Source organism: Nonomuraea sp. NPDC048826 (assembly GCF_043198225.1).
Classification (GTDB): Bacteria; Actinomycetota; Actinomycetes; order Streptosporangiales; family Streptosporangiaceae; genus Nonomuraea.
Window position 1 is genome coordinate 114,940 of the sequence record NZ_JBICUQ010000016.1, and the last position, 22,415, is coordinate 137,354.

The window sequence follows — 22,415 nt, forward strand, 5'->3', positions numbered from 1 at the left end:
AACCAGCATGATCTTGACGAGCCACCTCACTTCTCCGCAACCTGATCATGTCCCTGGACCAAGGTATCTGCGACATTCGCGCCTGGTCCTCAGCCGTGTCGGCCATCCAGGGGAGGTGGATCGCCTTGGCCTGGGTAAGCGTGATCGGACCCTCCGTAGAGCAGGTGGAGTACCGGCTACAGGACAGCGCCGGATGCGCCGCCCGCCGCGAGGACGACCAGGCCCAGGGCACGCCGCAGCAACCGCACGAGCAGCACATGCACCGGCCGGCCGACGACCGCGGGTTGATGTGGATCGGCCAGGGCTTGGGCGAGTTCGGCATCATCCCGCAGACCCCGCTCACTCCCGACCAGTACGCCACGGCCCGCGCGCTGACCGACGGCGTGCATCCGTGGAGCGGCGAGGTCCTGGTGCCCGCCAAACACGCCGTCGACCCCCGCGCCAAACTGCCCGCCGCGCCGCTCCTGGCAGCGTTGGAAGCGGCCGCGGCCCAGCAGGGCAGCACGGTGCAGGAGCGGTTAGCCGACCGGCCCGCGGTGGCCGGGCGCGTGACCCGCATGGCGCGCGGCATCTCCCGCCAGGGCGAGGCCCATCTCATGGCCGTCACCGAGATCGAGCAGGTCGCCCGCGCCACCGGCCTCGACGTGGGGGAGGCGTACACAGCCGACGAACTGGCCGGCGCACGCCGGTGGCGCACCGGTCGGGTACGCATCGGCAACCGCGGCTACGACCTGACCCTCGACGTCGCCAAGAGCTTGTCGGTGCTGTACGGGCTGGCCGGGCGGGAGTTCGCCGCCGAACTGGAGGCGGTGTTCGCCGAGGCGGTGGTCGAGACGGTGGGAGCGGTGGAGGGCTGGGCCGCCTACGGCCTGCGCGGCCACCAGGGCGACGGCCAGGTAGCCGAGCGGGAGGAGTCGACCGGGTTGCTCGGCTGGGTGATGTGGCACCGTACCGCCCGGCCGGTGAACGGCGCGGCACCCGACCCGCACCTGCACGCCCACGTGACCATCGCCAACCTGGTGCGCGGCCGCCACGACGGCCGCTGGTCGGCCATCGGCGCCGGCGGGCGGGACATCCACCGGCACGCGCACGCTGCCGACGCCCTGCTCAAGGCCCGTATCCGTCGGGTGCTGACCGAGCGGTACGGCATCGCCTGGAGCCGCGACCCGCACACCGGCGCCTGGGAGATCGCCGCTATCCCCGAACCGGTACGCGGCCTGTTCTCCAAGCGGGACGGCCAGGTCAAGGAGCTGCTGGCCCGGCTCGGCAAGCCCTACGACGAGACCTCCCGCCAGGCCCGCAAGGTGGCCTCCGCGCAAAGCCGCCAGCGCAAACAGCACGACACCGACGAGGTCGACCTGCGGGCGGACTGGCGCCGCCAGCTCGCCGCCGAGGGCATCGACGCGGACACACTGGTACGAGCCTGCCGGCAGGGCGGTGGGCTGCCGGCGCGGCCGAGCACCGAGCAGATCGCCGCCTGGATCTGGCGCGCCGAAGGCGGCCTGACCGCCCATCGCAAGGTGGTGACCCGCGCCGATGTGCTGGCCGCGGTCATCGATGCGCTGCCCGACGGGGTAACGGACGTGGCCGAGGCCGAGACGCTCACCGACGAGGTGCTGCGGCACGCGCCCGCCGTGCACCTGCCGGAATCCGGCCCGAACCACCTGAGCAACGCCGAGCGTTTCACCTCCCGCGACGTCCTGGACGCCGAGAACGCGATTCTGGCCCGCGTACGACGCCGCTACGACGGCGGCGTGGCCGTGCTCGACGCCCGGACGGTGCGCATGGCCGTCGACGCTTTCGAAGTCGGCAACGCCGTGGAACTGTCGGGCGAACAGCGCGCCGCCCTGCAGCGGGTGCTGATGGCCGGGCACGGAGTAGAGGCGATCATCGGGGTGGCAGGGGCGGGTAAGACCACGCTCATGGCAGCTGTCAAGACCGCGTTCGAAGCGCGCGGCCTGGTGGTGCGCGGCGCTGCGACCGCCGCGGTGGCAGCCGCGAATCTGACCGCCGAATCCGGCATCGCCGCCCATACTGTCGCCGGGTGGCTCAGGCGGATCCGCGACCCCGACCGGCGCGGGCTGCGGGGCGTGGACGTACTGGTGGTCGACGAGGCCGCGATGGTCGACGATCGCGAACTGGCCGCGCTGCTGCAGGAGGCCGAACGCAGGAGCACCAAGGTCGTTCTCGTGGGCGACCCGCTGCAACTGCGCGCCGTCGGCGTCGGCGGCGGCTTCGGCGCGGTACACCGCCAGATCGGCGGGCTGACCTTGCGGCACAACCGCCGCCAGCGGGACCCGCTGGAACGTAAAGCCCTGGAGCTGTGGCGAGCCCACCAGCGCGGTGAGGCGCTGCAGGTGTGGAGCCAGAGCGAGCGGGTGCGTACCGGGCGCGGCGCCGACGACACCATGGCACGGCTGATCGCCGACTGGGCGGCCGCCCGCCAGCCCTACCGCACCGGCGACCGCGAAGCGGTGCACGACGAACTCGCCGACGTGCTCGTCCTGGCCGGCACCAACGAAGCCGTCGAACGGCTCAACCTCGCGGCCCGAGCCGTACGGTGTGACCTCGGCGAGATCACCGGCCCGGAGCGCACCTACCGGATCGCCGGCGGCCGCAGCATCACCCTGGCCGTAGGCGACCACGTCCGGGTACGGCGCAACGACTACCGGGCCCGGCGCGGCGAAGGCGAACTCAACGTGCTCAACGGCTACCGCGGAACGGTGGTGGCCATCGACGTGCGCGACCGGGTCCAGGTCGAGTGGCGTCGGTCCGGCCCGGACGGGCCCGCCCTGGCCACCGAGTGGATCAGCCGGCGATTCATCGCCGAGGGCGGTTTGTCGTACGGGACCGCGATGACGGTGGCCGCCGCGCAAGGGCTGACGGCCGAGCACGCCTTGGTCTACGGCATGGGCCTGGACCCGCACACGCTGTACTCGGCGATGGCCCGCGACCGCGCCACCGCCCGCTTGTATCTGCCGCTGGAGCTGCTGGAAGGTGATGAGGACCGGGCGCGGTACGGCGAGGTCAGGGGAGACGACCACGAACTGCAGCGGGCGCTGGCGGCCTACACAGCCACGTTGCAGGGTGATCGTACCGACAAGCTCCTCACGCCCGAGCCAGTCGCCCCACGCTCGGCAGGCAAACGCAAACCTGGAAGCCGCCGAGACCGGGAGGACCAGCGCGAGACCGATCGGGACGTGTCTCGCGTAGACGACGTCACTCCGGAGCCTGGCGAGGGCCAGTCGCAATGCGATGCTGAGCGGGAGGCGCTGGTCGCAGTGCGGCGAGCGGCGGCGGCGCTGGCGTTGGCGCAGTCGCCGTACGGGGTGGGGCTACTCGCGGAGGGCGAACTGCACAGCCGCCTGGACGAGCTGGACCGGCAGATCACCGCTGCCGAAACCGAACTCCGGGCCGCCGAGTGGGATCGGCGGCGCATTGCCGAAGCAGGCGGTGGCCCCAGCGAGAGACAGTTGATCGCCAAGCGTGATCGTTTGAACGAGCAGGTCCGAAGGATCGAGGCGGCTTCCTCAGCCGCCGGGCGACTACGTCGGACGGTCGCAGCAGCCACTGACAACCGAGAACCCAGCGAACTCCGTCAGCGTGAGCTGGACCTGATCGGTGAACTCGGCACGCTGCGACCATGGGAACGATCACGCCGTCGCGAGTTGGAAGCTGCCCTGAGGAGGGTGGATGAACAGCGGACGCGGCTGCGGCAGCAACGCGACGACCTCGCCCAGAGCGTGGCGGAGCTGCGCCGGGCCGCCCAGGAGGCGGCTGAACAGGCACCGCCGGAGGTCACGTGGCCGCTGGTACGACGTCGTCGTGATGACCTGGATCGAGATCTCATCGTTGCTCAACGTGGTGCTCGTTCTCAGGATGTGGTTGATGCCGCGCGGCGGGCGGAGGCCGCCGACGGGAATCGTGTGCTGTTGCGGCGCCAGCATGCTGCTGTGGAGCAGGAAGTTGCCCGGCGCAAGGCGATGTCTCCCGAGCGGCGCAGAGTCGAAGAGGCCGTGCGCATGGAGCACGCCGCACAGGCTCATTCCGGACGGAACCTAGACCAAGCCCGTACTAATCATGTTGAACGTGAGATGGAGACGTCCCGTCTGCTCGATCGAGAAGAAGCAAGCCGTGATCACGGGCACGATAGGTGACTGGCTGGCCCAAGTGGCGGCTTGCCTGAGCTATAGGAGTTGGGTGTAGCTCTTCCTCAGTGACTGAATCGATCAAGCTGTGAGGGAGTACCAGTCCTGATGACGACACCGCCACGAACGCCCCGAGCCAACTGCAGCGCCGAAAGGTGCTCAGTGGGGCCATCAGCGAGTACCAGCGTGCCGCCTGACCAACCTGAAGAAACACCAGCTCAAGTCACGTGTACTTTGCGCCAGAGCCACACGCACTTGGCCGTTGACAAGGCATGGTGGCTCTATACCTGAGTTGCGACAGCGTTTGTTGGCCGGCCGTGACAGCGGTCGTGTAGTCCGCCGGACTGTGTTGCTGAGTTTTGACAGCACCCAAGTGGTTGCGGTGGGACTATCAGGGTGCTACGCACCGTGAGGGAGCCCACGTGCCTCGCATGTCGAAGCTTGAGCTGTACGCGGCGATCCGCCGCGATGCTCGCACTGGCATGTCCAACCGGGCACTGCAAACGAAGCACGGCGTCGGGTTCCGCACGGTGCAGAAGGCGTTGGCCTCGGCATGGCCTGAACCACGCAAGAAGCTGCCACAGCGAACGTCCAAGATCGACCCCTACAAGAACGTGATCGATCAGATGCTGCGCGCGGACCTGGACGCGCCGCGCAAGCAGCGTCACACCACCAAGCGCATCTTCGACCGGCTGGTGAGCGAGCATCACGCGGTGGGAGTGTCGTATCAGATGGTTCGCGCCTACGTCGCGCAACGCCGTTCCGAGATCTGGACCGAGTCGGGCCGGGGCCCGAGCAAGGCGTTCGTGCCCCAGTCGCACCGGCCCGGCGCCGAGGCCGAGGTCGACTTCGGGGAGGTGACCATCCGATTGGCCGACGAGATGGTCAAGTGCGTGCTGTTCTCGTTGCGGCTGTCGTATTCGGGCAAGGCCGTGCACCGCGTGTTCGCCTCCGGCGGCCAGGAAGCGTTCTTCGAGGGACACGTCCACGCCTTCAGCGTGCTGGGAGGGGTGCCATTCGGCAAGGTCCGCTACGACAACCTCAAGGCCGCCGTCGCCCAGGTTCTGGGGTTCTCCCGTGCCCGGGTGGAGACCGCACGCTGGACGGCTTTCCGCTCCCACTACGGGATCGAGCCGTTCTACTGCCAGCCTGGTAAGCAGGGCGCCCACGAGAAGGGCGGAGTGGAAGGCGACATCGGCTGGTTTCGCCGCAACCACATGGTGCCGATCCTCGATGTCGCCTCACTGGCCGAGCTCAATGTGTTGATCGACGCTTGGGACCTGGCCGACGAGACACGGCGGATTGGGAACCGCGCCCGGACCATCGGGGAGTACTTCGCCATCGAGGCCCCGTTGCTCAAGATGTTGCCCACCGAGCCGTTCGAGACGGGGTTGCTGCTGACGCCGCGGGTGGACCGCTACAGCCAGATCACCGTGCGCACCAACCGGTATTCGGTGCCCGCCCGCCTGATCGGCCGCAGGGTGCGGGTCATGCTGCACGCCTCAGAGCTGGTCATCTACGACGGACGGGAAGAGGTCGCACGGCACGAACGGCTCCTGGCGAAAGCCGCGAGCCGGCTGGAGTTGGACCACTACCTGGAGGTCCTCATCCGCAAGCCTGGCGCCCTGCCGGGAGCCACCGTCTTGGAGCAGGCGCGCGCCGCGGGCAAGTTCACCCCCGTCCACGATGAATGGTGGGCGGCTGCCTGCAAAGCCCACGGCGACGCGGCCGGCACCCGCGCTTTGATCGAGGTGCTCCTGCTGACCCGTCACATGGCCCACGAGCACATCGTCACGGGGATAGTTACCGCAATCCGGGCTGGTGCGCTGACCGCTGATGCCGTCGCCTTGGAGGCTCGCAAAGCCGCCGACGCTGACTCCTCCACCAACACCGAACCCGTCACCGCATCCGGCTCAGTACCGACCGGCGCGACGGTGACCTTCCTGACCGAGCGGCGCCTGGCACACCTGCCGCCCGATAACCGGCCGCTGCCCTCGGTGGCCGCCTACGACCAGTTGCTGCGACATCGCCGACCCGCCGCGCAGCCGTCCGCCCAGGGAGACACCTCATGACCTTTCCCCGCCACCGCGGATTGACCGAGCAAGCCGCCCAGGCCGCCGTGGACTCGGCCTGTCGGATGCTTCGGCTGCCGACCATCCGCCGTCAATTCGGCGAGTTGGCCGACACCGCGACCCGCGAGCAGATGACCTATTTGGGCTTCTTGGCCGAACTGCTGATGGCCGAATGCGACGACCGCGCGCGCCGCCGCTCCGAACGCCGGATCAAGGCCGCCGCTTTCCCTCGTGACAAGTCACTACGCGAGTACGACTTCGACGCGAACCCCCACATTGACCCCGCCGTCATCCACACCCTCGCCGCCTGCGAATGGGTGAAGAAAGGACAGCCGCTCTGCCTCATCGGCGACTCGGGCACCGGCAAGTCCCACCTGCTCATCGCGCTGGGCACCGAGGCTGCGATGAAGGGCTTCCGCGTCCGCTACACCCTGGCCACCAAGCTGGTCAACGAACTGGTCGAAGCCGCCGACGACAAGCAACTGTCCAAGACCATCGCCCGCTACGGCCGAGTCGACCTGCTCTGCATCGATGAGCTGGGCTACATGGAACTCGACCGCCGCGGCGCCGAACTCCTCTTCCAGGTGCTAACCGAGCGCGAAGAGAAAGCCAGCGTCGCCATCGCCTCCAACGAGAGCTTCGGCGGCTGGACCAAGACCTTCACCGACCCCCGGCTATGCGCGGCCATCGTCGACCGGCTCACCTTCGGCGGGAACATCATCGAGACCGGCACCGAGTCCTACCGCCTGGCCCAGACCCGAGCTCGGGTCGAGCAGCGCACCGCAGGCTGACGATCAGGGGTCTGATACTGGTGTGATCGCCTAATCAACTGTCGCCACTTCCCCGGGGAGTCCAGCCAGCTGGTGACGGACTGTGGTCGCCAGCGGCTTGTCGCGCCACCGGGTGATGGCCTTGTCCTGGTAGCCGAGCGAGTCCGATACGACGGCGCAGGATTCGGCACGGGGCCGGAGAACAGCTGAGAATGGGGGGTGTTAACGTCCTTCCCGTGGCGAAGCACCAGGACGAGACCAGGACGGCCTACGACGGGGTCGTCGAGTTATATGCGTCGATGTTCGCTAACCGACTGGAGACGCAGCCGTTCGCACGGAACATGATCGGCACGTTCGCCGAGTTGGTGCGTGGGACGGGGAATTCGCGGGTGGCGGATGTCGGCTGCGGGCCCGGACATCTGACGGCCATGCTGCACGACCTGGAACTGGATGCCTTCGGGCTCGACCTCTCTCCGGCCATGGTCGACCACGCTCGGCGGGCCCATCCGGCGCTGAAGTTCGATGAGGCCCGGATGGAGGAACTCCCCGTTGAGGACGGCGCGCTCGGCGGCGTGCTGGCCCACTACTCGATGATTCACACCCCTCCTGGGGAACTACCCGCGCTGCTCGCCGAGCAGGCGCGTGTCCTGGCGCCGGGGGGCCTTCTCCTGGTCTCGTTCTTCGGAACCGACGCGCCCGAGCCGGTCCGCTTCGACCACAAGGTGACACCCGCCTATAGCTGGCCGGCGGACCGCTTCGCCGAGTTGCTGGCCGGGGCTGGGTTCGCCACATTCGCGCGGCTGCTCCACGACCCGGCCTCCGAGCGGGGCTTCCTGGACGCCCACTTGCTGGCCCGTCTCCGCTAGAGAACGGGCGGAGGTGGGTGCTGCCATTTCTCACCAACATTTCTGCGCCTGTTGATCGCCAACCGCTGGCCAAACTCACCAACAAACGATGTCGCTACTGACCGACGAAATCAGCATGGACCCGACACTTGGGCGGATCTCTCCGACGCGACGTCGACCGGCTCGCCAACTGGCGTCGCGTCGGAGAGAGCGGGAAGCGATCGTTCATACGGGCGTCCCGCGGTTGGGTTTAAGACCAAAAAAGAGGCCCCAGCCGATAGAGCTGAGCTTGCACTGGTACTGATTTCCGAACAGCCTCCGGCCATCGGAATGACACTGCTTCCGATTTGCTTCGGTAGCACCCCAGTAAATATGGTAGAGTTCCCACCCCTGGACGGTTACGGGAGTGTCTTCAGACTGCTGCGAGAGAGCCGACGCCGATGCCGCCGAGGCACCGATACCGCAAAACAGTGCCGCCGCGATGGCGACTCCTGCGGCTCCACGAGCTAGAAGTTCAGGGACCATATCCTCTTCACAATCTTGCGGAAGTGCTGGACAAGCTTGATTCAAGCACCCGATGCCTTCAGTTGGCCTTCAGGGCGACCGCGAAGGCGCCCAGCCGCGCAGGAACAGATTGACGGGCCCTTCCCCTGAGGTGCACGCCCGTTCCAAGATGGGTGTAGCTCTTCCTCAGTGAGTGCCTGAGCTGGGGCTTTGTGGTCGTGACTGTTCGGTCGAGGAACCGCCTTCTACTGCGAGCGCAGAGTGTGAGGCGGTGGTGACGGCGGGCTCGTTACTGGAGGAGTTGGCACGGTGTGAGGCTGCGGTCCGGCCCCGGGCCAGGCCGGCCGCGATGCGCAAGTGGCTGTGCGGCTCGGTCGTCACCGGCCCCGCCGCGGTGATCGCCAGGGTCTTCAACCATGCCGAAGCCCGTGATCCCGGCCATGTCCGTCCCTGGGTCGTGCTCGTCGACGGAGCTCGCCACCAGCTTGACCTGATCAAATGCGAAGCCGCCCGCCGACCGGGCGGTGAATGCACCACTTCGAAATTTTCGTAGAGTTTGCAGATCCGTGTTTCGGTTCGCATGCTGCCAGGAGATGCCGTTCCAGGGGTACCGGTCGGTGGGTGATGACGGCGGCCGTGCCTGTCAACGGGGAATACTCGCAGCCCCATGGTCCGCGCCGAGGTGTGCCGACGCTTGACGCGGCAACCCGACCCCGTGTCGGCGTACTACCTCACATGTCGTTTCCCGTACGACCTGACATGTAGGCGAGCCCCGGTGTGATCATTCTGTCACAGATGGTGATGTAGGTGGTGGATCGGGTGCGGCGAGTCGGTCTTTGAGCCGCCAGCTCGGGCCGTTGATAGAGATCACGTCGCAGTGGTGCAGGAAGCGGTCGAGGATCGCGGTGGCCAGGACCTCGTCGGTGAAGACCTGTCCCCACTCGCTGAACGCCTTGTTGCTGGTGATGATGATCGAGCCCTTTTCGTAGCGGCGGGAGACGAGTTGAAAGGCGAGGTTGGCGTCGGCGCGGTCCAGGGGCAGATACCCACCTCGTCGACGATCAACAGCGAGGGGCGGAGGTAGGAGCGGATCTGCCGGCCGAGCTTGCCCTGGGCAGAGGCCAGCCGGAGTTTGGCGACCAGGTCGTCCAGGCTAGTGAAATAGACGGGGTGCGGCTCCTTCTGAGGGACCGAGCTGATCAGGCGATGAGCTCGTAGTTGTGGTGGCCGTGGACGCGCTGATGTTCTTGGCCGAGGTGATGTCGCCAGTATTCGAGCAGGTCGTTGTTGGTGATGAGGGCGCGGAGCTTGAGGATGGCTTCGGCTCCGGCAAGGCCCCAGCGGGCACCGGTGATATCGAGACGGTCGGCGATGAGGTGGCGGCAGGCGCCTTCGATGACGCCGGTCGCGATGGGCCATCCAGCAGCCAGGGCCTGGTCGTAGCGAAGGAACTCTGCGTGGTCGGTCAGGTAGCGGATGCAGGTGTCGATGCCGTCTCGCCGGTCGGTGGGCAGGCGCGCGGCCTGGGGTGTCGAGATCGGTGATGACCTGGCGTGTGTGTCCGGCCAGAAGGGCCAAGGCGTGGGTGGCGACCCAGTCCTCGGCCGCGGGATCGGCTGGCCGGTGCAGGCACCACGCGCTGGCCCAGAGCTTTTCGATGACGTGAATGAAATCGATGACGATGTTGATGGCCGCACTGCGGCGGATGGCCTCGGCGCGTATGAGATCGAGCTGGTGGCGGGCGCCGTCGACGAGCACGATCCAGGGGCGGGCATGGCGGGCATGGCGGGGATCGCGGGCTTCGGCCTGGTCGAACAGGGAGGCGATCACTTTATCCGGGTCGTTGATCACCGAGCCGCACAGCCATTTCCCGCTCGCGTGCGGCCCTGGCCGTGGCCTGCGTTCGCCGGTGCGCCCGCCGAGTAGGGCGATCACATCGTGCGGACGACGCGGCGCGGGCTCGGCGTCGTAGAGGGGCCCGAGAGTGGCCATCCGCTTGCGGCACGACTTCTGACCGGCCGCAAGGCGGGTCCCGAACGTGCAGGTGGCTCGGGCAGCCGCTTTCGCGGTGGCCGGGCGAAGCGCCTCGGGCCGCATCACCACACCCTTGGCATCCCAGCTGAGCACCAGCAGCTCATCACGGGTCCGCGGCACGGGAGTGTGCTGCCGATAGAAGGCGTCGATATCGGCGGCGGCGGCCTGGACCAGGCGTTGCAGCTGCCGTTTGCCGAGCACGTTTCCGCACCGAGCGGTGATCGCGGCGTGAGCGGCATCGAACGAACCGCGGACCGCTTCGGCCACCGCCAGGCGGGCCAGTCCGTGGCTGTGCCGGCCCGCGGACAGCGACAACGCCGTGTCCGCGGGATAGACGTTCGGCAGGCCGGGAGCACACCAGGCGCACCGCGTCACGGTCACCGTCCCGAAGACGGTAGCCAGCAGCCGGTGATGCCGCATCTCCACCCGCCGCCGGGGCAGGCCGTCGGCTCCTGCCACCGCCGCGGCCCCGCCGATCCCGGCCTTGGCGACGGTGTCCTGCTCGCGTAACGCCCGCAGGTCCAGATGGGCCTGCAACAACAGCCGCAGCAGCTCACGGCCCTGCTGCTCGATCACCTCCTCAAGTCGATCATGCGTCCAGGACGCGCTCTGGGGTCGGCGAGCTGTCCGAGGAGACAGTTGAAGGTTCCGATCGCCGCTGCAAAGACGTCAGCGGCCGCGTCTGCACAGTACGGTTCCACCGCAGGGCTCTTCTCGTGGGCGGTTTCGACTGGTTGGCACCTTCGAACCTCCCTGGCAGGAGAGCCCCGCCGCAATCACTGCGGCGGTGAGGACCCGATGCCATCACCCGAACCAGCCGGCCCCCGCTTCGATGCGCGGCCGGCCACCTGCGCGGCTACCTGCTCGGTCACCATGAACAAGCCAGCGCCCACCTCCTCCAGCCAACCGCGCTCGACCAGCCGTCTCAGCTTCGACCGCAGCCCCTCCCGCGTCGAGGCCGCATCCTGTAGGCCCATCGCCACCAGCAGCGGCCCCGCCCGCATCGGCCCGCCCCCATCAACCAAGATCTCAACCGCGTCCCGATACGCCTGCGGCAACACCTTCGTCCCCATCCCCGGACGCCACCGCGGCACCGTCACCACTCCCAACCGCACCACCTCCGGCGGCCCCTCCTCCGCCCCCGCCGCATCAGCCAGGCCGCCCTCCTCATCGGGCTCCTCGACCAGCGAGGCGGCCTCACCAAGGATCTCTCAACCGTCTCGCGCGTGACCACCAGGCGAGACAACCGCTCCTCCTCGCTTCCCAGCCGCTCGGTCAGCTCGCCGATCTGCTGTCGCAGTCCCTCGATCCGACGCCGAGCCGCAGCCTCCCGCCGCGCCAGCTCCTCCAACAACGAGCCCATCGCCATCACCGCCTTGCCTCAGACGGTAGGACGTGATCCCTCACCCAACCAGGCCCGAACCACGAACCCCCAGCTCAGCCACTCCCTCAGAAGGAGCCGCACCCAATCGCGAACACGTGTGGGAAGTATTGGCGGGGTTCGCCCAGATCAGCTCGCAACGTTTCGACCCGAGCGGTGGGCCATTGGGGTTGATGGCACGCGCACGCGGCCCCTGTTCTTGATCGACTTGTGCCGTCGGGCACTACAGCGGATGAAACGTTTCCGGCCCCGATGAGCGATTGTTGAATGAGGAGCGACCCCGTAGCCCCTGGAATGGAGCGGTCGAAGGTGACGATAGAGGATATTTCGGTCAGCAATGTGTCGCTCAAGAAGCTGTTCGAGGAGTCCTTCTACACCATCGACTTCTATCAGCGTGAATACGCGTGGGGCGAGGAAGAAGTGCGGACCCTCGTCACGGATCTTCGCGACACCTTTCTCGAAGGAGCCGAGGCTCTCGGGAACCGCAGGAAGGTTCAGCCGATGCCTCAGTACTTTCTGGGGCCGTTCGTGTACTACGAGCGTGGGGGCGACGTCCGCTCGCTCGTTGACGGACAGCAACGCTTCACCACACTGCACCTGATCTTCATGACCTTGCGCGCCATCAGCGTGCGCCTGGACTATCAGAGACACTCTGACGCGCTCGCTTCGGTGATTCGTGGCTTCGACGAGCGAACCAATCCTCGCTACCGAATCGGTGACGAGGAACGAGCCAAAGTCCTGACCGCCATCTACGAAGATCGGCGGTACGAGCCGGCACAGGCCGATTCCTTGTCCGTACGAAACCTCTGGCGCCGGAGCCAGGAGATCGAGCCGTTGCTTCGTGAGATCCCGGCCGAGTCCTACCCGCGGTTCATCGAGTGGCTCCTCAACCGGGTCGTAATGGTCGGTATCCGTGCCAGCGACAGCAACAACGCCTTCCGCATTTTCGAGTCGATGAACGACCGCGGTGCACGACTCACCGCTGTCGACCTCCTGAAGAGCTACTTGCTGGCCAATGTGGGTGAGGACGAGGACAAGCTCAATCATCGATGGCGGCACATGCTCGCGGAGCTCACCACCGTGCGCGACGACCGAAGCGCGCCAGGGCATTTCCTCAAGGCCGCGCTCCAGGCTCGATACGCACGGTTGGACGGCGTGCACGATGACATGACGGAAATCGAAAGCGCCCTCAATCTGTGGGTGCGCAGAAACGAGGGTTACCTTGGCCTGCGAGGACGGCCGGATCGGTTCCACGCCTTCGTCGAGGAGCTCCTGTGTCTGGCCACTTTTTACCGCACCTTCCTGCATGCCAGTCGTACCCTCCAGCATGGGTTGGAGGAGCTCTACTTCAACACCAAGAATGGTCTCGACTCGCAGATGGTCGCCATCTTCGCCGCGGTCAGGGCGGATGACGCCTTGGTGGAGGCCAAGGACAAGGCGCGCCGCATAGCTGCCTACCTCGACCGCTGGTACGTGCTGAGAGTCCTGAGTGATCTCCCTGTCCAGCAACGAGATCTCATGGAGGCGATAGGCGTTATCCTGCCGAGACTTCGCGAATGCCGGACCGCCGAGGATGTCAGTGCCGTGCTCGCTATGCAGGTCCGATGGGAAAAGCGCGAGTATGCCGTCCTGGACGGTTTCGGCCTCCGTGGCACCAACCGCGGCCAGGTGAAATACCTGCTGGCGAGGTTGACCGCCTTCGTCCAGAAGGGGTGTGGGCAGCGTGGCGAGGTCGCTGACTACCTCAGCGACACACTCCCGCATCAGATAGAGCATCTGTTCGCGAACAAGCCGGAGAGGCATCGAGACGAGATTCCGGACGCTCTTCGCTTCCGCTCCTTGCGCAACCAGCTCGGAGGACTGGTCCTGTTGCCTGATAAGGACAACGCGAGTCTCGGTGCCATGCCGTACGACGAAAAGATTAAACTTTATGGGCGCCAGAACGTCCTTGTCGGAGTGCTCGGCCAGGAATATCACCAGCGATTCCCAGCGCTGCGTGAGTTCACCAAGGCGCACAAGGTAGAAGGTTTTATGCACTCCTTCGGGGCCAAGACGCCCATGGCCACGATTGTCCAGAAGCGGCAGGAGCTGTACCTCCGGCTGTGTTCAAGAATCTGGTCTTTTGATCGAATGGGGCTTAGTGCCGCCGACCAGACGAAGCTCTCCGATCCTTTCCTCAAGCCTGAAGCCGACGAGGCTGCGCCCATTCCCAAAAAGATGCGTCTGCGGACGGATATCGCACGTATGGTCGCGGCGGGTGTCATCCAGCCGGGTACGCGCATCGTCTTCACCCATCTGGGAGTCGACCACTGGGCACAGATCAATGATGAGGGGCGAATCACGTTGGAGGGCACGGGCGTCATTTACAGCAAGATTGATGAGGCGGGAGCGTTCGTGCGCGAGACGCGGACTTGCGACGGCATGGGGGTGTGGTGCGTCACGCGCGAGGATGGCGCAGTGATCACGTTGAGAGGACTGCGTGATCAGGCCGTCGCCGCAGGCGTCCTGGGAGGCCGCCGCACTTGAGGGCTATCGCTCTATCGCTCCACACATCTGGCTGGGATCCAGAGGACGCTTCGCACGGAACTCGGAGCGTATGCAGCACAAGCTGGCGGGTACTTGGAGCCCTCCTGGCAGATTACATCCCCGACCTGGGCGCTGGCGCCTGGCCGGACCTGATCGGCCGCGGTTTCACGCCCGATGCGGCGCGGTTCGATGCCCGCTGGTGTGGCGATATAACCTACATCTCCACCGGGGAGGGCTGGATTTATCTGGCCACCGTCATCGACATCGCCTGGCGCCGGGTGGTCGGCTGGGCGACGGCGGATCATTTGCGTACCGGCCTGGTCGCCGAAGCGCTGTGCCAGGCCTGGGCACGCCGCCGCCCCGCAAGAGTCTCGGCTGGAGAACCCCGGCTGAAGCCTTCAAAGATCATCTAAACTCGCTCCTGAGCAGCAGCGTTGCGACGACCCCTTGAACTCAAGCAGTACACCAGTGCTGACTACGCCGCCTTGGCTGAACGGCTCGGCGTGCGACTGTCGGTCGGGACGGCAGGTGCGGGCATGACGCCGTCTCATTAGATCGCGGTGCCAGCGCAACACGGTGTCCGGCGGACAAGAAGCCGCAGCCGGCGCAGGATCTCGCGGTGCAGCGACGTCAGCAGGGCGGCGAGGAGAACTCGGCCCTTGGGAGCGAATCTCACTCTGGTGTCGGCGCCGAGCTGCGATCGAGGACGGTGATCTGGTGGCGGAGGGCGAGGATCTCGATGTCCTTGTCCCGATCGCCCATCGGGAGCAACCGCAGCGGCGAATGCGTTCGTAACTGTGAGGTAGGCCAAGCGAAGGAACACAGCGGATCATCCTGCCGTACGTGCTTCCGTCTCCCGGGTGACCAGAGCTCGCATACGCCACGCGAAGCCCTCGCAGAGTCATGACCTGGGTGGATGTAACTATCATCAGGCGAAGACGTAGCTGGCTGCCTGGAGGGTGGTGGAGGCGGTCAGTCGGAGGCTCTCTGCACCCGCTCGATCAGGATCTGCACGTCGGCCAGGTTGCGCTGGTACCGGGGGTCGCCCTGGAGATGACGGGCCAGCGTCTGCAGCTCGGCCTCCGCGAATCCGCCGTGCTGGAAGATCCATGTCAGGTCGTCGATGCGTAGCTGTTCCAGCACCGCGTCGTCGATCTCGTTGATGTCGATCGAGCGGCGCAGGTGCCCTCGGAGCTGGTGGCGCCGGAGCAGGAACACCAGGTCGGCTGTGTCGTGGGGGCCCGCCGAGCGCCCGTCCGTTTCGGGTACGCGGCCCAGTAGCCGTCGGGCGTTCGCGAACAGCTCACGCCTGTCGAGTTCCATCATGAGCCTGATCAAAGCGCGTCTGGTGATGATGGCAAGGCTGCTGTGCTCGAGCAGGAGAGTGGAGACCATGACCAGCATTTTGGCGTTCCAGCTGGCGGGACCGCCCATTACCAGGTCGATCAGGTTCGCTTGGGTGCGGTGGTTCGCGGTGAGACTTTCGAGTGCCTTCTGGAGCTCCCATATGGGGATCTGGTCGGACGCCGGGCTGATCCTGAAGGCGGCGAACGAGACCAGGTCCTCGCTCACGGTCTCTTCCTCGTCCCGGATGAGCTGCTCGGCCTCGCTGCTCAGCGAAAGGAGGTGCCATACCATAGCGGCTCCCCGCAGATCCGGGTCCGCTGACAGCTGGCCCTCCGCAGCCAGGCGGCCGACGTGGGAGCTCGTGCCTCGCGGTACGAGACCGCCATCCGTTTCGGCGGACGTGCTGGCACCGTAGGCGAGCTGCTGCCCGGACAGGCTCAGGGATTCTAGAATTCGCACCCAGTCGTCGGCGGCCAGGTGCGCCTTCCACAGTGCCAGCAACTGCCGCCACGCGTCGAGCAGGTCTCGGCCGTTCTCGAACAGGGTGCCCAGGTTGATCGATCGGGCGTCGATGAGCAGAGCGGCGAGCATGAGATTGAGCGTGAGGATCGCCAGCCGTTCGAGATGGCCCTGGTCCGGAGCGGAGCCGGGCACACCGCCGAGGCCGGATCTCATCAGCGCGGGCACGTGCCGGGCGATCGACCTCGCTGCCTCCGTGCGCCTCCTGAACTGCCCGGCCATGATGGTCTCGAGGAAGAGCAGCACCTGCTCCTCGCCGACGAGCGGCCGCTGCGCCAGGTAGGGCGCCAGTTGCGCTAGCGCGTGCCGTTCCGCCTGCGTCTGGTCCCAGGCGGGGGCGGCGTTCATGATCTCGGCGGCCCGCACGAGCTGCTGAGCGAGTATCCGGGCGGACAGGAACTCTCCGAAGGTTGAGTGGATGAACTCGTAGCCCTCGTAGAAGGTGGTGTCCCTGTGCTGCGCCTGCGCCCGGTACAGGAAGAAGAACTGCCCGACCGCATCGTCGGCGCCGAGCACCCGCTCGCTCCGCCCCCGGCGGATCTCCTTGGCGGCGTAGTCCTGATCCACCTCCTGGCGTGTGATGAAACGCCGTCCTCGGTTCAACATGCCGGTGGCGATCGTTGACAACTCGCGGAACCGTTGCTCTATCAGCTGCGCCTGCTCGTTCTTGCGCTGCGGCATGCTCCCCTTCTCCAGCTCGCGTTCGAGATAGCGGCGGAAGATGCGTTCGTAGAGCTCGGTCTGGTCGAGGTCGCCCGCGTTGCGCAGGGAATTGCCCTCCGCGTCGTACAGGGCCAGCAGGGCCAGGAGCAGCGGCTGGCGGGCAAGATCGATGTGCCGCGCGATCGTGTCCGCGGACAGCTTGGCCAGACCGTGCCGTTCGAAATAGGGGGCGTTCTCGCGGTTCCAGGCGTTGATCCAGGTGCAGATCTGGTCGTCGGAGAATCCCTCCAGCTTCAGAATCACGCTGTCCTTGGGGACGTAGATCCGGTCCATCACGATCGTGCGGGCGGTCGCGACGGCGATAACGGGCCGCCCCAGCTCGGCTTCGATCTCCTGGAACTCGGCCAGCCGCTCCAGATAGCCGCCCAGCCCCTCATGGGCGGAGAGCTGCAGGAGCTCGTCCAGGCCATCCATGATGACGACGCGGGTAATCCGGCCCTGCGGGTCGGTGAGATTGTGTAACTGGTACCGGTTGTTCGTCTGGCGCCGGAGCTCCAGATCGATCTGGTCGCTGACCTCCTGCGAGGAGCGCACGTGGCGCAGCTCTACCCGCGCGACCGCGAACTCGTCCGGCGGGAGCTGCGCGGCGAGGATCTTGCTGAGCAGCGACTTGCCGCTCCCTGGGTCCCCCAGCACGAGCAGGGGCAGGCGGGTAGCCCTGGCGCTGCGGAAATACCCGGCCAGGAACCCGCCAAGACCGCTTCTGGCGGGCTGGCCCCGCCACGACTCCTCCTGCGCCAGCCGCCGCCCCTCGTCGCTGCGCTCGGTCTCGATCATCCGAAAGTTCGGATTGATGTAGCCCTCACAGATGGGCGGAAAACTGATCAGCTCGAGATCGCCGTTGAGGCGCGGGGTCAGCAGCGGCTTGCCGAGGATGAGCCGGTGGAGACTATGGCATTCGTCGACGCGTAACAGGAGCTCGTCGAGCGTGTCGCCACTCGGCCTGGTGAGCTGGGCGAGCAGCGCGGGCAGATCCCCCAGCGCCGCGCTGTTGGCCCGCAGCAGCTCCTTCAGCCCGGCCAGGATCGACCTGATCTCCGCGTCGCGGCCGGAGAGCCTGTCGGCGAGGGACCCGAGGATGAACCTGGTAGAGGCGTGCTCGTTCAGCAACGTCCAGACCAGGTATTCCGGGACCTCCACGGCCAGGTGGAGGAAGTGCTCCCAATAACGATCGACCGCTCGTTCGACGAAGCGCCGCGAGCCGATGGAGTGCTCGATCCGTTCCCGCTCGGTATCGTTCAGCTCGTCCCAGCGGCGGAGCCCTGACAGGTAGTCCAGTGCCTGGTTACTGAGCCTCAGGTAGACGTTGCGGACCTCCGCCCTCACGACCTCGGTGGGACGCGTGGGCCCCGGTGGCTCGATCGCGGACTGGCCCGACCAACTCACCAACTGGCGGCACTTTGGCCTGTCACCAGCCTGCGTTCCTTGCCAGTGGCGCAGTTCGCGGCGCCACTTGCCGGTCGCGTCGAGCTCCTGCAACCGCTCCGTGAGCTCTTCCGTGAAGGCAGTCATGACGATGACGGCATGGGCCGCTCCCAGCAGATCCTCGTATTCCAGGCGGGTGGACGTCGTCATACGCTGCTTCGCCTGGTCGGACAACTGGCGGAGGCGCGCCATGAGCTCGTTCTTGGCGTCGAAGTACGGCAGGGCGCTCTCCGGGCTGAACACGGTGACGGCGAGTAGCCCGAGCCCCAGGGCCTGCTCCAGGGCGTCGATGACCGGCGTGTCGCCCTTGGCCAGCAGCTTCACTGCGCCCTCGTACGTCATGGAGAAGCGTCGTGCCACATCCCACCCCCACCACAGCGCCGGCCCCCACCCTACGCGCACCGGGGGATGTCTAGACAGCGACCAAGACCTTGCCGCTGGAGCGCCTCTCCTAATCCGTAGGTTCCGGGTTCGAGCTCCGGGGAGCAATCGTCAATACCTGTGGATCAAGATTTAGGCGGCTACCGACTGGTCCTCGATGGCCGGTGAGTCCTCAGGCCGCTCGACGAGCTTGCCGTTGACGAACGTCGCTCCCGCACGGACCAGGGCGATGAGGTGGGGCTCGTTGACCGCGCGCCAGCGCTTCTGCGCCGACTCGATGAGCTTGAAGGCCATCGCCAGTGTCAATCCCCTGAAAGCATGGAGACGGTCCTATGCCACAGGGGCCCTCAGCAGGGCCGTTGATGCTTGCCCCTTCTCGATCATCTGACGCTCGAATGTGACAGGCGGCAGCCCATCGTTGGCGCTGTGCCTCCTAGTGGTGTTGTAGAAGTCGGTGATCCAGGTCGCGATCTTCAGTCGTGCCTTTGCTCGCGTACGGAAGCGCTGCCGGTGCACGTACTCAACCTTTAGGATGCTGTTGAACGCCTCGGCCACGGCGTTGTCGAGCGCAGCCGCATGAAGATCTGCACCGCCCGCCCTGGACTGCCCTTCCCCCCACGCCGCCCAAGCCGTCCAGGTCAAACGCCGCCGCACCGACCACCGAACCGGCAAGACCACCATCGTCACGATCTACGCCATCACCAGCCCGCCACCAGTCCGGATCAACCACGCCCAGCTTGCCGCACTCATCCGCGGACACTGGTGCGCCGAGGCCCTGCACCACATCCGTGACGTCACCTACCGTGAAGACGCCTCCCGACTCCGCACCGGCACCGCACCCCCGCATCACGGCCGGCCTGCGCAACCTGGCCATCGGCCTGGCCCGTCTGATCGGCTGGACCAACATCACCGCAGCCTCCGACCACTACCGCAGCCACCCCGCCGACGGACTCCAGCTACTCGGTTTCACAACATGAGAACGCATCGGCCCTGCTCCGCGAGGGCGCGGCAGGCCAGCCCAACCTGGAAGGCGCCGGGAAGGGACGAACGGCTGCGACAAAGCCGTGAGGTGACAGCGCTACCAGATGATGCGGATCCGGCGAGCGGGCTGGAGAGGTAAACGGCGTCTCCGCCCATGGCGACATGGCAGCGCTCGACGGAAGAGGACGGCCGCGGTCAGCCGCCTCTTCCTCTGATGCGGATCCTCGTCAGGGCGTCAAGAGCGGTTTCATCAGCGTCTGGAAGGGTGTGGAGGTACTTCTCGGTCGTGGCGATACTCGCATGGCCGAGGCGTTCCTTGACCACCTGGAGATCGGCGCCGCCGGCCAGCAGCCATGAGGCGTGCGCGTGGCGCAGGCCGTGCATGCGTACGTGGATCAGGATGCCTGCGGCGGCAAGCGCCGGGTTCCAGACCTGCTTGCGGAACCAGTCGCGGGGGATGTGGCCGTCGGTGTCGCGGGTGCGCGGGGTCCTGGGGGAGTCCTTGCCAGCGGCGCGGCGTGCGGCCCGATAGAGGGCGTAGGCGTCCTTGCAGTGGCGGCATTTGCATGTGCCGTTGGAGTAGCCGCTGATGGTGCCGTGCCGGTAGGTGCGCCCGGCGGCGTTCGGCTCGGTGTGGCCGAGCGATTGCGGGTTCGGTGCGGTACGCGGTGCCGGAACGGGCTGATGGTGGGTGAAGAGGAGGGCGCCGGGGGAGAGGCTCCGGTCGTCGATGTGGGCACGGATTTTGGCGACCAGTTGGGGCGTGAGCTTGAGGCGCCGGTACTCCTTGTCCTTGGGGTACTCCTTGACGAGGAAGCGGTCGCCCTGGGGGTGGAACTTCGGATTGATCTCCACGACGGCGCGGCTGACGGTGAGGATGCGGGTGGCGAGGTCGAGGTCTGTGGCGCGCAGCTCGGTCAGCTCGCCCCAGCGCAGTCCGGTCTCGATGGCGGTCTCGACCAGCAGGCGTGCGTCGTCGTCGGGCAGGTGCTGGAAGAGCTGGTCGAACTGTTCGGGTGTGATGATCGTGCGGGGTTTCTTGGGGACGGTGGGGGTCTTCACGCCCTTGGCGGGGTGGATGAAGATGACCTGGTCGTCGAAGGCGGTGGAGAAGATCGCGCTGAGGATGATCTTGTTGTAGCGGATGGTGACCGGCTTGACGCCGGCCTTCTTCATCGTGGTGACCCACTGTCGTACGTGCTCGGGGAGGATGTCGACCATCCGCATGGGGCCGAACTCGGGCATGAGGTGTTTGTAGAGGGAGTAGGTGTAGCCCTGCCGGGTGCTCGCCTCCATCTCGTGGTTGGGAAGCCACGCGTCCTCGACGTACTGCTGGAAGGTCTGCCGCCCGCGGCCGGGGTTGCCGAGCCGTCCTTCGGCGATCTTGGCTTCCGCTCGCTGCCAGGCCTTGTCGGCTTCCTTCTTGCTCGTGAAGGTCCCCGCCGATCGCTCGGCTCCCTTGAGGTCTTTGTAGTAGGCGGTGTAGTGCGACTTGCCGGATCTCAAGCGCTTCCGCGAGAAGCCCATTCAACCCACCCTAAAGATCGTTTGGACCGTCGTTGGACCGTGGACCGTGCGTCATTCCCCGAACCAAACCGACACTGTCCGATCTGCAGATAGGCCTATTTTACTGGGGTTTTGGACTCCAGAACGCTCCTTTCCAGGGCCTATTGAACAGTTGAAACTCCGTTCACACCGAAGAGGTCACTGGTTCGATCCCAGTATCGCCCACCACATCGCAGCAGGTCAGAGGCCGGACTCCCAGAGCGGGGTCCGGCTTTTTTGATCATCTGACCCCGATCTGACCCCGGGGCGATCCGACACTCCCTCGCTTGCGCCGCCATGCAACGGCAGGCAGCGGGCTCGTTCGGGAACCCCTTCTGGTGGCTGATGTTCAACAAACGTCCCTTCGCCTGGGTTACTCGTCGGCACCTGTGCCATGACCGACGCCGCCCGCTTCCTACCGGCCGCCCACGCATGCTGGCCGCCTGCTGCGCCGTCGCCGCCATCCCGCTGGATGATCACCATGGCGCAGGCGCCGTCGCGGCATGCTGGGCCACCACCCTCCGACTCGCTCACCCAGCCCGCCCTGGGACGCCTGCCCCTACACCGCCACCACACCGATGTGGCTGGCTGGCCATTCCACCTGACGACCCTCGCCCGGTGCGGCGGGGGAGCGTGACACCGCTTTCCGCCCCGGCTATCCCGCGCCGTCGGCACCCTCCGTGCCGACACCATTCATGCCGACCCCCACTTGCGCCCAACTCCGCCGCTCGCTCCGCGAGCGCCTCGAATATGATCTACAGCGTAAAGGGGGACAGGAATCGACCGCCACACCTCGGCCGCCAAAGCCGACGCACTGATCATCCAGGGGCCCCAGCGGGCGTGGGGCTGAGGGTGCCGTCCTCCGCCATGTCGAAGAGACCCTGGGTCTTGCCGTCTACCTTGGTGTGCTTGAGCCAGTACTTCGACAGGTTGTGCAGGTTCTTGTGCTGGCCTTCCCACACGATCTGGTGCCCGGCGCAGTCCACCTTCACCAGCAGCTGGTGCGATCCCGGGATGGCATCGTAGAGCGCAGGGACGGAGAAGGTGGGCAGGGGATCGCCCCTGTCCGGCGTCGCGTTCGCCGTCGTGTCGTATTCCCCATAGACAATCAACACCGGCACCCGCGTTCCGCAGCTGTGTGGCGAGAAAAGCACACAGATCTGTGGCTTGAGCTGCGGAAATGCTTGCGGGCATGCTGATGCGGCGTGTCACTA

General features: G+C 66.4%; 11 protein-coding genes and 5 pseudogenes. 8 read left to right on the forward strand and 8 right to left on the reverse strand.

From position 1 onward, the window contains the following. The first annotated feature begins 47 nt into the window (after window positions 1-47). The 5 genes and pseudogenes from mobF to ACGFI7_RS40890 form a co-directional block, all read left to right on the forward strand. Window positions 48-4,157, forward strand: a complete 4,110-nt coding sequence (gene mobF, locus ACGFI7_RS40870) for a MobF family relaxase (protein ID WP_393414945.1) — start codon at window positions 48-50, stop codon at window positions 4,155-4,157. Between the two features lie 422 nt (window positions 4,158-4,579). Continuing rightward, the gene (gene istA / locus ACGFI7_RS40875) at window positions 4,580-6,220 is read left to right on the forward strand and encodes an IS21 family transposase (protein ID WP_393414948.1); all 1,641 of its coding nucleotides are present in this window, start codon (window positions 4,580-4,582) and stop codon (window positions 6,218-6,220) included. After that, on the forward strand, window positions 6,217-7,011 hold the full coding sequence (istB, locus tag ACGFI7_RS40880; protein WP_329591240.1) for an IS21-like element helper ATPase IstB: 795 nt from the start codon (window positions 6,217-6,219) through the stop codon (window positions 7,009-7,011). The genes istA and istB overlap by 4 nt, the downstream gene beginning before the upstream one ends. 215 nt (window positions 7,012-7,226) lie before the next feature. Next, window positions 7,227-7,856: a class I SAM-dependent methyltransferase gene (locus ACGFI7_RS40885; protein ID WP_139635863.1), complete on the forward strand. Its 630-nt coding sequence runs from the start codon at window positions 7,227-7,229 to the stop codon at window positions 7,854-7,856. A gap of 811 nt (window positions 7,857-8,667) precedes the next feature. Next, a pseudogene (locus tag ACGFI7_RS40890) lies at window positions 8,668-8,856 on the forward strand (ISKra4 family transposase); the annotation flags it as partial. 264 nt (window positions 8,857-9,120) lie between these two features. Here the strand turns inward: ACGFI7_RS40890 and ACGFI7_RS40895 are convergent. From ACGFI7_RS40895 to ACGFI7_RS40905, 3 genes and pseudogenes are all read right to left on the reverse strand, one after another. Next, window positions 9,121-9,611 (reverse strand): annotated as a pseudogene (locus ACGFI7_RS40895) (ATP-binding protein). Continuing rightward, window positions 9,539-11,074: pseudogene (locus ACGFI7_RS40900) on the reverse strand (ISKra4 family transposase). Before ACGFI7_RS40900 ends, ACGFI7_RS40895 begins: the two co-directional pseudogenes overlap by 73 nt. A 75-nt stretch (window positions 11,075-11,149) precedes the next feature. Beyond that, window positions 11,150-11,446: a hypothetical protein gene (locus ACGFI7_RS40905; RefSeq protein ID WP_393414952.1), complete on the reverse strand. Its 297-nt coding sequence runs from the start codon at window positions 11,444-11,446 to the stop codon at window positions 11,150-11,152. Between the two features lie 617 nt (window positions 11,447-12,063). On the opposite strand from ACGFI7_RS40905, the gene ACGFI7_RS40910 reads away from it, so the two are divergent. Further along, window positions 12,064-14,280 (forward strand): DUF262 domain-containing protein, encoded by a 2,217-nt coding sequence (locus ACGFI7_RS40910; protein ID WP_393414955.1) that lies wholly within the window; start codon window positions 12,064-12,066, stop codon window positions 14,278-14,280. Beyond that, a pseudogene (locus tag ACGFI7_RS40915) lies at window positions 14,277-14,585 on the forward strand (DDE-type integrase/transposase/recombinase); the annotation flags it as partial. The gene ACGFI7_RS40910 and the pseudogene ACGFI7_RS40915, both read left to right, overlap by 4 nt. A gap of 667 nt (window positions 14,586-15,252) precedes the next feature. Here ACGFI7_RS40915 and ACGFI7_RS40920 read toward each other — a convergent pair. The 3 genes and pseudogenes from ACGFI7_RS40920 to ACGFI7_RS40930 all read right to left on the reverse strand — a co-directional run bounded on the left by ACGFI7_RS40920 (window position 15,253) and on the right by ACGFI7_RS40930 (window position 19,356). Then, entirely contained in the window at window positions 15,253-18,636 is a 3,384-nt protein-coding gene (locus tag ACGFI7_RS40920) for an NACHT domain-containing protein (RefSeq protein WP_393414957.1), read from the reverse strand. 171 nt (window positions 18,637-18,807) lie between these two features. Continuing rightward, window positions 18,808-18,987, reverse strand: a pseudogene (locus ACGFI7_RS40925) (IS256 family transposase); the annotation flags it as partial. Window positions 18,988-19,005: 18 nt separating this feature from the next. Continuing rightward, window positions 19,006-19,356 carry an integrase core domain-containing protein gene (locus tag ACGFI7_RS40930; protein WP_393414980.1) on the reverse strand — a complete coding sequence of 117 codons (351 nt, stop codon included), beginning with the start codon at window positions 19,354-19,356 and terminating at the stop codon, window positions 19,006-19,008. A gap of 122 nt (window positions 19,357-19,478) precedes the next feature. On the opposite strand from ACGFI7_RS40930, the gene ACGFI7_RS40935 reads away from it, so the two are divergent. Beyond that, window positions 19,479-19,652 carry a hypothetical protein gene (locus ACGFI7_RS40935; RefSeq protein WP_393414960.1) on the forward strand — a complete coding sequence of 58 codons (174 nt, stop codon included), beginning with the start codon at window positions 19,479-19,481 and terminating at the stop codon, window positions 19,650-19,652. 199 nt (window positions 19,653-19,851) lie between these two features. Here the strand turns inward: ACGFI7_RS40935 and ACGFI7_RS40940 are convergent, their stop codons facing one another. Beyond that, window positions 19,852-21,183, reverse strand: coding sequence for a tyrosine-type recombinase/integrase (locus ACGFI7_RS40940; protein ID WP_393414962.1), 1,332 nt, complete (start codon window positions 21,181-21,183; stop codon window positions 19,852-19,854). Window positions 21,184-22,019: 836 nt separating this feature from the next. Next, window positions 22,020-22,322: a hypothetical protein gene (locus tag ACGFI7_RS40945; RefSeq protein ID WP_393414965.1), complete on the reverse strand. Its 303-nt coding sequence runs from the start codon at window positions 22,320-22,322 to the stop codon at window positions 22,020-22,022. Window positions 22,323-22,415 lie beyond the last annotated feature (93 nt).

Excerpts from the sequence above, each read along its gene's own strand:
- mobF (WP_393414945.1), top strand. The coding sequence starts at position 48 with ATGTCCCTGGACCAAGGTATCTGCGACATTCGCGCCTGGTCCTCAGCC.
- istA (WP_393414948.1), top strand. The coding sequence starts at position 4,580 with ATGTCGAAGCTTGAGCTGTACGCGGCGATCCGCCGCGATGCTCGCACT.
- istB (WP_329591240.1), top strand. The coding sequence starts at position 6,217 with ATGACCTTTCCCCGCCACCGCGGATTGACCGAGCAAGCCGCCCAGGCC.
- ACGFI7_RS40905 (WP_393414952.1), bottom strand. The coding sequence starts at position 11,446 with ATGGGGACGAAGGTGTTGCCGCAGGCGTATCGGGACGCGGTTGAGATC.
- ACGFI7_RS40920 (WP_393414957.1), bottom strand. The coding sequence starts at position 18,636 with ATGACGTACGAGGGCGCAGTGAAGCTGCTGGCCAAGGGCGACACGCCG.
- ACGFI7_RS40930 (WP_393414980.1), bottom strand. The coding sequence starts at position 19,356 with ATGGTGGTCTTGCCGGTTCGGTGGTCGGTGCGGCGGCGTTTGACCTGG.
- ACGFI7_RS40940 (WP_393414962.1), bottom strand. The coding sequence starts at position 21,183 with ATGGGCTTCTCGCGGAAGCGCTTGAGATCCGGCAAGTCGCACTACACC.